This is a genomic window from Nocardioides sp., from assembly GCF_041913365.1.
Lineage (GTDB): Bacteria > Actinomycetota > Actinomycetes > Propionibacteriales > Nocardioidaceae > Nocardioides.
This window is the reverse complement of sequence record NZ_JAYSFM010000001.1, coordinates 930,425-944,956: the sequence shown is the minus strand read 5'-3', so window position 1 is coordinate 944,956 and position 14,532 is coordinate 930,425. Positions and strand designations below refer to the sequence as shown.

12 protein-coding genes are annotated in these 14,532 nt (G+C 71.2%); 2 read left to right on the top strand and 10 right to left on the bottom strand.

Annotation, left to right across the window (positions count from 1 at the left end; translation table 11 throughout):
* Positions 1–17: 17 nt before the first annotated feature.
* Genes ACE3QY_RS04635 through ACE3QY_RS04595 form a run of 9 tightly spaced genes read right to left on the bottom strand, consistent with a single transcriptional unit; the run spans position 18 to position 10,897 of the window.
* Entirely contained in the window at positions 18–1,151 is a 1,134-nt protein-coding gene (locus ACE3QY_RS04635) for an XdhC family protein (protein ID WP_374454826.1), read from the bottom strand.
* On the bottom strand, positions 1,144–2,268 hold the full coding sequence (locus ACE3QY_RS04630) for a VWA domain-containing protein (RefSeq protein WP_374454825.1): 1,125 nt from the start codon (positions 2,266–2,268) through the stop codon (positions 1,144–1,146). The genes ACE3QY_RS04635 and ACE3QY_RS04630 overlap by 8 nt, the downstream gene beginning before the upstream one ends.
* A complete protein-coding gene (locus ACE3QY_RS04625; protein ID WP_374454824.1) occupies positions 2,265–3,131 on the bottom strand; it encodes an AAA family ATPase in 867 nt (288 codons plus the stop codon). Before ACE3QY_RS04625 ends, ACE3QY_RS04630 begins: the two co-directional genes overlap by 4 nt.
* A 40-nt stretch (positions 3,132–3,171) precedes the next feature.
* Positions 3,172–3,717, bottom strand: a complete 546-nt coding sequence (locus ACE3QY_RS04620) for an NTP transferase domain-containing protein (protein ID WP_374454823.1) — start codon at positions 3,715–3,717, stop codon at positions 3,172–3,174.
* Positions 3,718–3,741: 24 nt separating this feature from the next.
* Positions 3,742–4,074 (bottom strand): cupin domain-containing protein, encoded by a 333-nt coding sequence (locus ACE3QY_RS04615; protein WP_374454822.1) that lies wholly within the window; start codon positions 4,072–4,074, stop codon positions 3,742–3,744.
* Positions 4,075–4,089: 15 nt separating this feature from the next.
* Positions 4,090–4,818: a respiratory nitrate reductase subunit gamma gene (narI, locus tag ACE3QY_RS04610; protein WP_374454821.1), complete on the bottom strand. Its 729-nt coding sequence runs from the start codon at positions 4,816–4,818 to the stop codon at positions 4,090–4,092.
* Positions 4,815–5,513: a nitrate reductase molybdenum cofactor assembly chaperone gene (gene narJ / locus ACE3QY_RS04605; protein WP_374454820.1), complete on the bottom strand. Its 699-nt coding sequence runs from the start codon at positions 5,511–5,513 to the stop codon at positions 4,815–4,817. The genes narI and narJ overlap by 4 nt, the downstream gene beginning before the upstream one ends.
* On the bottom strand, positions 5,513–7,177 hold the full coding sequence (narH, locus tag ACE3QY_RS04600; RefSeq protein WP_374454819.1) for a nitrate reductase subunit beta: 1,665 nt from the start codon (positions 7,175–7,177) through the stop codon (positions 5,513–5,515). Before narH ends, narJ begins: the two co-directional genes overlap by 1 nt.
* Before the next feature lie 21 nt (positions 7,178–7,198).
* The gene (locus tag ACE3QY_RS04595; RefSeq protein ID WP_374454818.1) at positions 7,199–10,897 is read right to left on the bottom strand and encodes a nitrate reductase subunit alpha; all 3,699 of its coding nucleotides are present in this window, start codon (positions 10,895–10,897) and stop codon (positions 7,199–7,201) included.
* Positions 10,898–11,116: 219 nt separating this feature from the next.
* Here ACE3QY_RS04595 and ACE3QY_RS04590 point away from each other — a divergent pair, with 219 nt between their 5' ends.
* Both ACE3QY_RS04590 and ACE3QY_RS04585 read left to right on the top strand, forming a co-directional pair.
* Positions 11,117–12,457, top strand: a complete 1,341-nt coding sequence (locus ACE3QY_RS04590) for a nitrate/nitrite transporter (RefSeq protein WP_374454817.1) — start codon at positions 11,117–11,119, stop codon at positions 12,455–12,457.
* 12 nt (positions 12,458–12,469) lie between these two features.
* Positions 12,470–13,864: an MFS transporter gene (locus ACE3QY_RS04585; RefSeq protein ID WP_374454816.1), complete on the top strand. Its 1,395-nt coding sequence runs from the start codon at positions 12,470–12,472 to the stop codon at positions 13,862–13,864.
* A 10-nt stretch (positions 13,865–13,874) separates the two neighbouring features.
* On the opposite strand, the gene ACE3QY_RS04580 is transcribed toward ACE3QY_RS04585, so the two are convergent.
* Positions 13,875–14,381, bottom strand: coding sequence for a hypothetical protein (locus tag ACE3QY_RS04580; RefSeq protein WP_374454815.1), 507 nt, complete (start codon positions 14,379–14,381; stop codon positions 13,875–13,877).
* Between the last annotated feature and the right edge of the window lie 151 nt (positions 14,382–14,532).

Genomic DNA, 14,532 nt, shown 5'->3' with positions numbered 1-14,532 from the left:
ACACCCCTGGGGACGGGTCAGTCGTCGTGGTGGATGCGTCCCTCGGTGGTGGCCAGGCGCTCCCCCGAACCGCCCCACTGCCGCGCCACGATCTCGGCGGCGATGGAGACCGCGGTCTCCTCCGGGGTCCGGGCGCCGAGGTCGAGACCGATGGGCGAGGAGAGCAGCGCGATCTCCTCCTTGGACAGGCCCGCCTCGACCAGCCGGTCCATCCGCTCGTCGTGCGTGCGCCGCGACCCCATCGCCCCGATGTAGGCAGGACGTACGTCGTCGGGCAGGCGCAGCGCGACCTCGAGCAGCGGCACGTCGAACTTCGGGTCGTGGGTGAGCACGGCCAGGACGGTCCGCCGGTCGATCCGGCCGGCGTCGAGCTCGGCCCGGAGGTAGCGGTGCGGCCAGTCGACGACGACCTCGTCGGCGCCGGGGAACCGCGAATTCGTCGCGAAGACGGGGCGCGCGTCGCACACCGTGACGTGGTAGCCGAGGAACGATCCGACCTTGGCGACCGCAGCCGCGAAGTCGATCGCGCCGAAGACCAGCATCCGCGGCTTGGGCGCGAAGCCCCAGACGAACACCCGCATGCCCTCGCCGCGGCGCTCGCCGTCGGGACCGTAGGTGAGCGTGGCGTTGGAGCCGGCGGCCAGCAGTCCGAGGGCGTCGTCGTGGACGGCCGCGTCGGCGCGCTCCGACCCGACGCCGCCCTCGGCGGGCGCGTGCGGACGGACGACCATGCGCCGCCCGAGCCAGGCGGGGTCGGGGTGCTCGATCACCGTCGCCAGCGCGACCGGACGTCCTGCGTCGACGTCGGCCGCGATGCCACCGAGCTCGGGGAAGGTCTCGCGCGAGACCTGCTCCACGAAGACGTCGAGGATGCCGCCGCAGGTCAGGCCGACCGCGAACGCGTCGTCGTCGGAGACGCCGTAGCGCTCGAGCGCGGGCTCGCCGGACGCGACCACCGAGGTGGCCAGGTCGTAGACCGCTCCCTCGACGCACCCGCCGGACACCGAGCCGACGGCCGTCTCGTCGGGGCCGACGAGCATTGACGCGCCGGGTGGGCGCGGGGCGGAGCGGAAGGTGGCCACCACGGTGCCGACGCCGACGGTCTCACCGGCCTCCCACCACGCCATCAGCTCGGGCAGCACGTCACGCACGGGCGATCACCTCCGTCAGGTCGGCGAACGTCGCCAGCGAGTGGCCGGCGAGGAAGTCGTCGCAGTGCGGCAGCGCCGCCACCACCCCGCTCTGGAGCGGCTCGTAGCCCGCCTTGCCGCGGTGCGGGTTCACCCAGATCACGCGGTGCGCGACCCGCCGCAGACGGGCCATCTGCCCGCCCAGCAGCTCGGCGTCGCCGCGCTCCCAGCCGTCGCTGAAGACGACGACCACGGCACCGCGGGCCATCCCGCGCTGGCCCCAGCGGTCGAGGAACACCCGCAGCGTCTCCCCCAGCCGCGTCCCGCCGGACCAGTCGGGCACCACCTCGCCGGCGGCCACGATCGCGCGGTCGGCGTCGGGCGAGCGCAGCGCCCGCGTGACGTGGGTCAGCCGGGTGCCGACCGTGAAGGTCTCGACCGTGCCACCGGTGGTCCGCGCGCACTGGGTGAGGCGGTGGGCCAGCCGCAGCAACGCATCGGCGTACGCGCTCATCGACCCGCTGACGTCGACCAGCAGCACCACGCGGCGCGGGCGGACACCGCGACGGCGCCACGCGATCTCGGCGGGCTCGCCCATCTGCCGCAGGGAGGCACGCAGGGTGCGGGAGGCGTCGAGCTGGCCGCGGTGCCACCTCCGGTGCCGTGCCGTACGACGACTCGGCGGGCGCAGCGACAGCCGGGCGAACATCGCGTCCAGGCGCCGCTTCTCCGCGGCGTCGAGCGTCGCCACGTCGCGGTGCCGCAGCACCTCCGACGGCGAGGCCGCGGCCCGCACCACGTCGTCGTCGCCCTCACCGTCGCCACCGGCGCCCTCGGCGTCGGGCAGCAGGTGGGCGGTGACCGGGCGCGCGGTGTCGCGCGGCCGGGCCCTCGGCAGCCCGTCGCGCGGGTCGAACCACGCCGCGAAGACCTGGTCGTAGCGGGCCAGGTCGTCGGGCGAGGCGCAGAGCGTGGCGCGACCGGCCCAGTAGGTCGCCTGCCGGTCGTCGAGGCCGACGGTCGCGACCGCGGTCAGGAAGCCGTGCGCCCGGTCCTGGGTGACCGGCACCCCGGCAGCCCGCAGCGCCCGGGTGAAGCCCAGGAGCACCTCGTCGGCAGACCGGTCGAGGTCGCTCATCGCGACATCATCCGGTCGAGGGCAGCCTTCACCCGGTCGGCGTCCTCGCGGTACTTCAGCAGCGCACCGAGGGTGGCCGCGGCGGAGGCGAGGTCGAGCTCGGCGGTGCCGAGGTAGGTGAGGGCGCGCGCCCAGTCGAGGGTCTCGGCGACCCCGGGCGGCTTGAGCAGGTCGTCGCGCGCGCGCAGCTGCTGGACCAGGCCGACCACCTGACGGGCCAGCGCCTCGCTGACCTCGGGGGCGCGGGAGCGGACGATCTCGACCTCGCGCTCGAGGCCGGGGTGGTCGATCCAGTGGTAGAGGCAGCGCCGCTTGAGGGCGTCGTGGAGCTCGCGCGTGCGGTTGGAGGTCAGCACGACCAGCGGCGGCTCCGGGGCGGTGACGGTGCCGAACTCGGGGATCGTCACCTGCCACGTCGAGAGCACCTCGAGCAGGAAGGCCTCGAACTCGTCGTCGGCGCGATCGACCTCGTCGACGAGCAGCACGGCCGGGGCCTGGCGCAAGGCGGCCAGCACCGGGCGCGAGAGCAGGAAGCGCTCGTCGTAGAGGCTCTTCTCGGCCTCGTCGGAGTCCACCTGCCCCGCCGCCTCGAGGGCGCGCAGGTGCAGGATCTGGCGCGGGAAGTCCCAGTCGTAGAGCGCCTGGCTGGCGTCGATGCCCTCGTAGCACTGGAGGCGCACCAGCGGGAGCTCCAGGCTCTGGGCGAGGGCCTCCGCGAGAGCGGTCTTGCCGGTGCCCGGCTCGCCCTCCAGCAGCAGCGGCCGCTGCATGCGCGCAGCCAGGAAGACGACGGTGGCCAGCTCCTCGTCGGCGAGGTATCCGGTCGCGCCCAGCCGGGCGGCCACGTCAGCGGCGGAGTCCATGCCTAGAGGCTACGACCCACCACGTTGGCCGGACGTTGGGTCACCTCCGGTCGACGTCGGCGCCCGTCGCGAGGTCCCCGCACTCGACCAGTGCGACCTCGTGCGCGGCGAGGTAGTCGCGAGCCCCACGGTCGCCGACGGCGGCCGCGACGACCCCGTCCCAGTGGTCGCGACCGATCAAAACCGGGTGCCCCGGCACGCCGTCGTACGCCGCCCGGGCAAGGACGCCCCGGCCGTCGGCCGCGTCCAGCAGGCGGGCCACCACGGCGGCGTCCACGTCGGGCAGGTCCACCAGCGAGACGAGGGCGGCGTCGTGGTCCGTGGTCGCGAGCGCCAGCAGCCCGGCGCGCAGCGAGGCGCCCATCCCCTCGGCCCAGTCCTCGGCACGGATCCGGGACACCGACATCGGCAGCAGCGCCGCCGCCTGCTCGGCCCCGGCCCCCAGGACGACCACGATCTCCGCGCACGGGCGGAGCGCCTGCACGGAGCGGAGCAGCCAGGAGGTGCCGTCGTCGTCGCGCGCCAAGGCCTTCGGGCCGCCGAACCGCGCACCGGCCCCGGCAGCGAGGAGGAGCCCGACGGTCATGGGCCCCACCGTAGGGCCCACGGGTCAGGCGCGGGTGGCCACCGTCAGCAGCACCACCGCGTCCGTGCGCGCGACGAGGTCGTGGCGCTGGGGCGGGATGACGCCGTGGTCCCCCGCCCGGAGGTCGTGGGCGTCGTCGCCGGCGTGCAGGGTCACCTCGCCCTCGAGCACCTGCAACGTGGCCTCGCCAGGTGACTCGTGCTCGCCGAGCCGGGCGCCGGCGGTCATCGCGATGAGGGTCTGGCGCAGGTCGTGCTCGCGGCCACCGTGGACAGTGACGGCCGACCTGCCGGCGCTGGACGTGCGTGCCACCTCGAGCTGCGCGGCGGCGAGGGCGGTCAGGGACGTGATCTGCATGGGTCCTCCAGGCCCTCAGCCGACGCGGTCCCAGCCCCGCCGCGGAGCGGCGTTGCCCAGTGGACGGTCGTCGCGGGAGCGGTAGACGACGTAGGGGCGGGTGAGGTAGCCGACGGGCGCGGAGAAGACGTGCACCAGGCGCGTGAAGGGCCACAGGGCGAACAGGCCGAAGGCGACCAGTGCGTGCAGCTGGAAGCCGATCGGCGCCTCGGCCATCAGCTCCGCGTCGGGCTGGAAGGCGAGGAACGAGCGGTACCAGACCGAGACGCCCTCGCGGTAGTTGTACTCACCGCCGAGACTGAAGATCGAGCCGGCGATGGTGTTCCACATGCCCAGCACGATGGCCACCCCGAGGAAGGCGTACATCACCTTGTCCATCGGCGTGGTCGCGGAGAAGACCGGCCCGACGGTCCGCCTGCGGTAGACGAGGATCGACATGCCGACGAGCGCCACCACCCCGGCGACGAGGCCGCCGATGACCGCGACGTAGTGGTAGAGGTGGTCGTCGATCCCGACCGCCTCGGTCCACGAGCGCGGGATCAGCAGGCCGATGACGTGGCCGCCGACGACGCCGAGCATCCCGAAGTGGAACAGCGGCGAGCCGAGACGGAGCAGCCGGTTCTCGTACAGCTGCGACGAGCGGGTGGTCCAGCCGAACTTGTCGTAGCGGTAGCGCCACACGTGCCCGACCACGAAGACCGCGAGGCAGAGGTAGGGGACGATGACCCAGAGGAAGACGTTCATCGTGGTGCTCCTACGGGGATCGAGGCGGAGGCGATCAGGGCGGGCCCTGCGTCGAGGGCGGGGTCGGCGCCGTAGCCCGAGAGGCCGACCTCCTCGGCGGGCGGGCCCTGCTCGACGAGGCGGCGTACGGCGTCGGCCTCCGCGCCCTCGAGCACGGGCAGGGTGCCGCAGACCGCGAGCAGCGCCGCCGCCCAGGGCGACCCGGTCGTGCCGTCGTCGTTGCGCCAGCCCACCAGCGCGAGGCGGAGCATCTCCACACCCGCGCGGTGCTCGGTGAGCAGCTGCCACGCCGTGTCGGCGTCGACCGTCGCGCCGAGCTGGAGCACGGCGCACAGGTGGTCGGGGAGCTCGCCCTCGTCGAGCCACTCGACGCCGGCCGTCCGGTAGGCCTCCTTGAACCTGACCAGCGCCGCACCCCGGCGGCGGGTGTCGCCGTAGGCGAAGTACGTCAGGTAGAGCGCGCACTTGCGGGTGTGGTCGAAGGTCGCGACGTAGTCCTGCTGGAGCCGGTGGAGCGGCGAGGAGCGCAGGTGGGCCAGGAGTGCCGGCAGGTGAGGGTCGTCCGGCACCAGTGCCTCGAGATCGTCGAGCGTGGCGAGGAGCTCGGGGGTCGGGTAGTCCAGGACCGCCGAGCAGACCGCCCACACCCGGCGTACGTCCTCATCGGGGCCGGAGCGCTGCCGGCGTCGGAACATCACTGCTCCCCTCCCTCGTTCCGCGGTGGGAACAGGCCCTCGGGAGTGCCCTTGCCGTCCCAGTTGAGGAGGTTGACCCGGCTGGCCTTGTCGTCCGGTGCCGCCAGCGTGTCCGACGTCTGCCGGTCCTGCAGCATCCGGAAGTTCTCCACCGCGACGGGTGTCGGGTAGCCGGCGCCCTCACCCAGCAGCGCCTGGTCGTAGTGCGACCCGGCCGCGTCGAAGTCGACCGCGCAGTCGGTGGCGAGCTCCTCGAGCGCGTGCGCCTGCTCGGCGTGCGCAGGCGGGATGACGTAGCGCTCGTCGTACTTCGCGATCGCCAGGAGGCGGAACATGTCGTACATCTCCTCCTCGCTCATCCCGACGGCGGCCGGGATCGACGCGTCGGGGTCGCGGCCGAGGTTGATGTCGCGCATGTAGGAGCGCATCGCCGCGAGCCGCTTGAGCACCTTGTCGACCGGGGCCGTGTCGCCCGCGGTGAACAGGTTGGCGAGGTACTCGACCGGGATCCGCAGCGTGTCGATGGCGGCGAAGAGGTTGCCGCGGTCCTCGGCGTCCTCCCCGGTCTCCTGCACGACGTCGACGACCGGCGACAGCGGCGGGATGTACCAGACCATCGGCATCGTGCGGTACTCCGGGTGGAGCGGCAGGGCGACCTCGTAGCGGTTGATCAGCGCCCACACGGGCGACTTCCTCGCCGCCTCCACCCAGTCACCGGGGATGCCGGCCGCCTCGGCCGCTCGCTGGACCGCCGGGTCCTCCGGGTCGAGGAAGCACGCCCGCTGGGCGTCGTACAGCGCGTGCTCGTCCTCGATCGCCGCTGCCTCGAGCACCTTGTCGGCGTCGTAGAGCACCAGCCCGATGTAGCGCAGCCGGCCGACGCAGGTCTCCGAGCAGACCGTGGGGATGCCGACCTCGACCCGCGGGTAGCAGAAGGTGCACTTCTCGGCCTTGCCGGTCTTGTGGTTGAAGTAGACCTTCTTGTACGGGCAGCCCGAGACGCACATGCGCCACCCGCGGCACCGGTCCTGGTCGACCAGCACGATGCCGTCCTCGGCGCGCTTGTAGATCGCGCCGCTCGGGCACGACGCGGCGCACGACGGGTTCAGGCAGTGCTCGCAGATCCGCGGCAGGTAGAACATGAAGGTCTGCTCGAACTCGAGCTTCACCTTGTCCTCGATGCCCTTGAGCATCACGTCACGCGCGGCGTGCTCCTGCGAGCCGCCGAGGTCGTCGTCCCAGTTGGCCGACCACTCGACGTTCATGTCCTCGCCGGAGATCAGGCTCTTGGGCCGGGCGACCGGGAACGTGTCGGTCTGCGGCGAGCTGGTGAGCGTCTCGTAGTCGTAGGTCCACGGCTCGTAGTAGTCGTCGATCGAGGGGAGCTTGGGGTTGGAGAAGATGCTCAGCAGCTTCTTCACCCGGCCCCCGGCGCGCAGCGCCAGGCGGCCGTTGGGCTTGCGGACCCAGCCGCCCTGCCACTCGTCCTGGTCCTCGTAGGTCCTCGGGTAGCCGAGGCCCGGGCGGGTCTCGACGTTGTTGAACCAGACGTACTCGGTGCCGGTGCGGTTGGTCCACGCCTGCTTGCAGGTCACCGAGCAGGTGTGGCAGCCGATGCACTTGTCGAGGTTCATGACCATCGCCATCTGGGCCATCACGCGCATGTCAGTCGTCTCCTCTCCTGCTCAGTACTCGACCGGGGCGGTCCGCTTGCGGATCATCGTGACCTCGTCGCGGTTGTTGCCGATCGGGCCGATGTAGTTGAAGAAGTAGGCGAGCTGGGCGTAGCCGCCGACGATGTGGTTGGGCTTGAGCAGCACCCGGGTGAGGCTGTTGTGGATGCCGCCCCGCTTGCCGTCCCGCTCGGTGAGGGGGACGTCGATGAGCCGGTCCTGGGCGTGGTGCATGTAGACCGTGCCCTCCGGCATCCGGTGGCTGACGATCGCCCGCGCCGCCACGACGCCGTTGCGGTTGACCATCTCGATCCAGTCGTTGTCCTTGATCCCGACCTTGGCCGCGTCGCGGTCCGAGATCCACACCGACTGGCCGCCGCGCGAGAGCGAGAGCATGAACAGGTTGTCCTGGTACTCGGAGTGGATCGACCACTTGTTGTGCGGCGTCAGGTAGCGCACGGACACACCGAGCTCGTCCTGCTCCCCGATCGGTCTCTCGCCGAACAGCGCGGTCATGTCGAGCGGCGGCCGGTAGACGGGCAGCATCTCGCCCATCCCGAGGAACCAGTCGTGGTCGACGTAGAACTGCTGGCGACCGGTCAGGGTGTGGAACGGCTTCTTCCGCTCGATGTTGATCGTGAACGGGCTGTAGCGCCGCCCGCCGGACTCCGACCCCGACCACTCCGGCGAGGTGATCACGGGGACCGGCTGCACCTGGGTGTCGGCGAAGGTGATCTGCTTGCCCTCGTGCTCGGCCGCGAGGTCGGCGAGCTCGGTGCCGGTGCGCTTCTCGAGGAAGCGGAACCCCTGGGTGGCGAGGTGGCCGTTGGAGACGCCGGCAAGGTGCAGGATCGCGTCGGCCATCTGCACGTCGGTCTCGACCTTGGGCTGGCCGTCACCGGCGCCGCCGTGTCGTACGCCGTTGCGGGTGCGCAGGATGTCGATCTCCCGCTTCACGTCGTAGGCCACGCCCTTGGTGAGCATGCCGACGTTCTCCATGAGCGGGCCGATCGAGGTCATCTTGTCGAAGATCGCGGTGTAGTCGCGCTCGGCGACGGCGATGACCGGCATCGTCTTGCCCGGCACGGGGTCGACCTCGCCGGTCTTCCAGTCCTTCACCACGCCGTGCTCGGTGGCCATCGCCTCCGGGGTGTCGTGCCACAGCGGCTTGGCGACCACGTCCTTGCGGGTGCCGAGGTGGGTCTCGGCGAGCTCGGAGAACTTCTTCGCGATCACCTTCCACGTGTCCCAGTCCGACTTGGTCTGCCACGGCGGGGCGATCGCGGGGTTGAAGGAGTGCACGAAGGGGTGCATGTCGGTGGTGGAGAGGTCGTGCTTCTCGTACCACGTGGCCGCCGGCAGGACGACGTCGCTGAAGATCGTCGAGGAGGTCATCCGGAAGTCGATCGTGGTCAGCAGGTCGAGCCGGCCCTCGGCCGCCTGGTCCGCCCACACCACGTCGGTGGGCCGCTTGTCCGGCGGCGCCTCGACGGCAGTGGCGGCGGAGTCCGTACCGAGCAGGTGGCGCAGGAAGTACTCGTTGCCCTTCGCCGACGAGCCCAGCAGGTTGGAGCGCCACAGCGACAGCACGCGCGGGTGGTTGTCCTCGTGCTCGGGGTCCTCGACCGCGAACCGGAGCCTGCCCTCCTTGAGCTGCTGGGCGACGTACGCCGGGACCTCCATCCCGGCAGCCTCGGCGTCGTCGGCCAGCTGCAGGCTGCTGCGGTCGAACGTGGGGTACGACGGCGACCACCCGAGCCGCACCGACTGGGCCAGCAGGTCCATCACCGTCTTGCCCGCGAACACGCCCGTCCCGGCGTCGAGGTCGTCGGCGGAGAAGGTGTCGTAGCGGTACTGCGAGGTGTTCACGTACCAGTACGCCGTCTGGTTCATGTGGCGCGGCGGGCGGTGCCAGTCCAGCGCGAAGGCCATGTGCTGGAAGCCCATGATCGGGCGGATCTTCTCCTGCCCGACGTAGTGGGCCCAGCCGCCGCCGTTGCGGCCCTGGGTGCCGGTGATCGTGGTGAGCAGCAGGATCGCGCGGTAGATCTGGTCGGAGTGGAACCAGTGGTTCACGCCTGCGCCGAGCAGGATCATGCCGCGGCCCTCCGTGTCGACGGCGTTCTGCGCCCACTCGCGGGCCAGCCGCACGACCTGCGACGCGGGCACACCGGTGTGCTGCTCCTGCCACGCGGGGGTCGCCGGCACCTCGGGGTCGTCGTAGCCGCGGGGGTCGGACTCGTCGGTCCGCGGCCACACCCCGGGCAGCCCGGGACGCCCGACGCCGTACTGGGCGAGGAGCAGGTCGAAGACCGTCGTCACGACGCGGTCGCCCACGCGGGCGACCGGCACGCCACGGCGCTCGTGGACGACCTTGCCGTCCGGGGCGTCGAAGCGTGGAAGCTCGACCTCGACCGACTCGCGGGTGCCGCCCTGGTGGTCGGTGTACATGGTGAGCGCGGGGTCGATGTCGCCGAGGTCGAGGTTCCAGTGCCCCAGCCCCTCCTCCCCGTAGCGGTCGCCGATGGAGCCGTGCGGGATGCGCACCTCACCGCTGGCGGCGTCGATGACGGCCGGCTTCCACATGGCGTTCTCGCTGGTGCCGCCGAGGTCCCCCTCGACCAGGAACTTGCCGGGCCGGTAGGCCCCGTCGTCGCCCATCTCCAGGCAGACCAGGTGGGGCAGGTCGGTGAACTGCTTGTCGTAGGCCTCGAAGAACGGCGTCGTCCGGTCGACGAAGAACTCCTTGAGCACGACGTGGCCCATCGCCATCGCGAGCGCGCCGTCGGTGCCCGGGGCGGGGCTGACCCACTCGTCGGCGAACTTCACGTTCTCGGCGTAGTCCGGCGCCACGGCCACGACCTTCTGGCCGCGGTAGCGCGCCTCGGTCATCCAGTGCGCGTCGGGGGTGCGGGTCATCGGGACGTTGGAGCCCCACATCATCAGGTAGCCGGCGTCCCACCAGTCGCCCGACTCGGGGACGTCGGTCTGGTCGCCGAACATCTGCGGAGACGCGTTCGGCAGGTCGGCGTACCAGTCGTAGAAGGAGAGCATGGGGGCGCCGATGAGCTCGAGGAAGCGCGCGCCTGAGGTGTAGGAGACCGGCGACATCGCGGGGATCGGCGAGAAGCCCGCGATCCGGTCGGGCCCCCACCGCTTGACGGTGTAGACGTGCGCGGCGGCGACGATCTCGGCGACCTCGTCCCACGTCGCCCGCACCAGGCCGCCCTTGCCGCGGGCCTTCTTGTAGAGCCGGGCCTTCTCCTCGTCCTGCACGATCGAGCCCCACGCCACGACGGGGTCGCCGTGCTGCTGCTTGGCGGCGCGGAACATCTCCAGCAGCACGCCACGGACGTAGGGGTAGCGCACCCGGGTCGGGCTGTAGGTGTACCAGCTGAACGCCGCACCGCGCGGGCACCCGCGCGGCTCGTACTCAGGGCGGTCCGGTCCGGCGCTCGGGTAGTCGGTCTGCTGGGCCTCCCAGGTGATGATCCCGTCCTTGACGTAGACCTTCCACGAGCACGACCCGGTGCAGTTCACCCCGTGCGTCGAGCGCACCACCTTGTCGTGGCTCCACCGCTCCCGGTAGAAGACGTCTCCCTCGCGGCCGCCCTGCTTGTGCACGGTGCGCAGGTCCTCGCTCACCTCGGCCTTCGTGAAGAACCTGCGCGTCCCGATCAGGGCTGACGACAGCGGGCTTTCGAGACTCATCGGACCTCCGGTTCGAACGGTTCGCCAGGTGACGTGGGCCACCGGCCCACGTCCCGACCCTAGGGTGACCGCACGGTCAGTTGCCACCCCTCGGGCGGGTTCGGAGCACTTGGTCCCCACCGGAGGGGTCCAAGGTCCCGACCATTCCGCTGGCGGTTCCGAACGGCACTAATTTCCGCCAAGGTGGGCCACGTCGGCCCTGACGAGACGGGAGTGCCCATGAGCGAGACCAACGACGGTCGGAACCGCGTCCTGTGGCTGTCCACGGTGGCCTTCACGCTGATGTTCGCCGTCTGGCTGATGTTCGGCATCCTCGGCAAGCCCATCAGCGAGGAGTTCGGGCTCTCCGAGGTCCAGCTGTCCTGGATCGTCGCCGCGGCGGCGCTCAACGGCTCCCTCTGGCGCCTGCCCGCTGGCATGGTGACCGACCGGATCGGCGGCCGGAAGGTGATGACCTTCCTGCTCGTCGCCACCGCGGTCCCGGCGTTCCTGGTGTCCCGGGCGGACTCCTACACGATGCTGCTGGTGCTGGCCTTCCTCGTCGGCTTCGCCGGCAACGCCTTCTCGTCCGGCATCGCGTGGAACTCGGCCTGGCAGCCGCGTGAGCACCAGGGCTTCGCGCTCGGCCTGTTCGGCGCCGGCAACGTCGGCGCCTCGGTCACCAAGTTCATCGGCCCGCCGCTGATCGCGGGCACCGCCGGTGCCACCTACTTCGGCGTCATCGACGGAGGCTGGCGCCTGGTGCCCGTCGTGTACGCCGTGCTGCTGCTCGTGATGGCCGCGCTGATCTGGTTCGGCACCCCGAGCCAGGACCGTGCGCCGGGCACCGGCCAGTCGCTCCGCCAGCAGGTCCAGCCCCTGCGGAGCATGCGGGTCTGGCGGTTCAGCCTCTACTACGTCGCGGTCTTCGGCGCCTACGTCGCCCTGGCCGCCTGGCTGCCGACCTACTACATGGACAACTTCGACGTCTCACTCCAGTCGGCGGCCCTGCTGACCGCGACGTACATCTTCCCGGCGTCGCTGCTGCGTCCCTTCGGCGGTCACCTGTCCGACCGGTTCGGCGCCCGGCGGATCATGTACTGGACCTTCGGCGGCATGCTGCTCGTGACGGGGATCCTGATGATGCCCAACGGCCACATCGTGATCAGCCACCCCGACGGCACCCAGAGCGAGCACCTGGCGTACAGCATCGGGCTCGTCCCCTTCGCCATCCTCGTCTTCCTGCTGGGCTGCGCGATGGGGGTCGGCAAGGCCGCCGTCTTCAAGCACATCCCGGAGTACTTCCCGGACAACGTCGGCGCCGTCGGCGGCCTGGTCGGGATGCTCGGCGGGCTCGGCGGGTTCTTCCTGCCGCCGCTGTTCGCCTACACGAAGGCGTGGTCGGGCTTCCCCTCGAGCACGTTCTTCGTCCTGTTCCTGCTGACCCTGGTCTGCGCCGTGTGGATGCACTGGACGGTGGTCCACATGCTGCACCAGGAGTCCCCCGAGCTGGCCCGACGCCTGGAGAGCCCGCACGACGACCGCCAGTCCCCCGGGCTGGCGCCCGCACCGACTGCCTGAGGAGGCACGCTCATGACCACCAACGCACAGCGCACGAGCGGCGAGTGGCTCGAGTCCTGGGACCCGGAGAACGAGGAGACCTGGGACTCCCACCTCGCGTGGCGGACCCTGTGGGTCACGACGTTCGCGCTCACGCTCGCCTTCGCCGCCTGGTTCCTCCCCAGCGCCCTGATCCCCAAGCTCAACCCGCTGGGCTACTCCTTCTCCACCACGCAGCTCTACTGGATGGCCGCGATGCCCGGCCTGTCCGCCGGACTCTTCCGCCTGGTGTGGATGGTGCTGCCGCCCATCCTCGGGACGCGGAAGATGGTCACGCTCACCACTCTGCTCCTGGTCTTCAGCACCCTGGGCTGGGGCGTGCGTGTCCAGGAGCCCACCGCGCCCTACTGGGAGCTCATGGTCCTGGCGTTCCTCGCCGGCATCGGCGGCGGCGCGTTCTCCGGCTTCATGCCCAGCACGTCCTACTTCTTCCCCCGCTCCAAGCAGGGGACGGCGCTCGGCCTCCAGGCCGGGCTGGGCAACTTCGGCGTCTCCCTCGTCCAGCTGCTCACTCCGTACCTGATCGGCTTCTCCTGGCTGGCGCTCTTCGGGGGCAGCCAGACGATCTCCATGCCGGGCAAGGAGCCCCAGGAGGTCTGGTACCAGAACGCCGCCTTCATCTGGATCCCGCTCATGGTGATCTCGGCGGCACTGGCCTGGACGATGCTCAAGTCGGTCCCGATCAAGGCCAACATCCGGCAGCAGTTCGACATCTTCGGCAACACCGACACCTGGCTGATGACGCTGCTCTACATCATGACCTTCGGAACGTTCTCCGGCCTCGCCGCGCAGTTCGGCCTGCTGATGGCCAACCTCTACGGCATCGGCAACGTCGACATCGTGCAGGGCACGGGCGCCGAGGCGCAGGTCCTGGTCGACGGCTACGCGGTGCCCGACGTCGTCAAGTACGTCTTCCTCGGCCCGCTCGTCGGCGCGGGGGCGCGCGTGCTCTTCGCGCCCCTCACCGACCGGACCGGCGGCGCCATGTGGACCCTCGTGTCCGGCGTGGGACTCATCGGCTCGATCGCCTTCACCATCCCGGCGCTCACCCCCGACACGACCTCGGCCGCCACCCTGGAGGCCGGCTTCGACCAGTTCCTCTGGGGCATGCTGGCGATCTTCCTCTTCGCCGGCATCGGCAACGCCTCGACGTTCAAGCAGATGCCGATGATCTTCGAGCGCCGGCAGGCGGGTGGCGTCATCGGCTGGACCGCCGCCATCGCCGCCTTCGGTCCGTTCTTCTTCGGCGTCGGTGTCACCACGCTCGGACCCGTCGCGTTCTACGCCATCGGCATCGCGTGGGCGGCGATGTGCGTGGTGATCACGTGGATGCGCTACGCACGGAAGGGCGCGCCCCGGCCGAGCTGACCGCGCCCGGTCAGCCGCCGAACGCCTCGTCGTACAGCGCCTGCAGCTCCGGGGTGGTCTCCCCGGTGAAGCCGCACAGGGTGACGCGGCCGTCGGTGGCGCTGACCAGGTAGGACTTGCCCTTCTCGAACTCCACGGCCATGAGCAGTGCGGCGAGGTCCTTCTCCGGCGTGGTGACCGTGACCGTGTCGGCGTCGCCGCCGGCGTACCACCGGTCGACCGCGAGGGTCGCGGTGCCGTCCTCGAGCGCGGTCACGGTGCCGGCGAAGGCGGTGTCGAAGGTGCCCAGGACCTCCGCGGACGGGACGGCGCACTTGCCGGCGGTCGACGCGTCGGCGGTGAGCTCGACGGGGGCCGCGGAGGACTCGGACGTGGTCTCGGAGGTGGTCTCGGACGAGGTGTCCGAGGCGGTGGTGCCGGACGATCCGGCGTCGTCGGAGCCGCAGGCGGACACGCCCGCGAGGGCGAGGAGGAGCACGGGGACAGCAAGGACGCTGCGGGGTCGGCGGGTGTTCACGATTCCTCCTGGTGGGACCGGGCGCGGTGCTCGTCCACCGTGCCACACGGCTTGGACGCGGCAGGTCCCCCGCCCGTTCCCCTCACGCCGGACGCGTCGTGGAGCACATCTCACGCGAGACGTTCCGGTCCGGCGCCACCGCTGAGCCGCC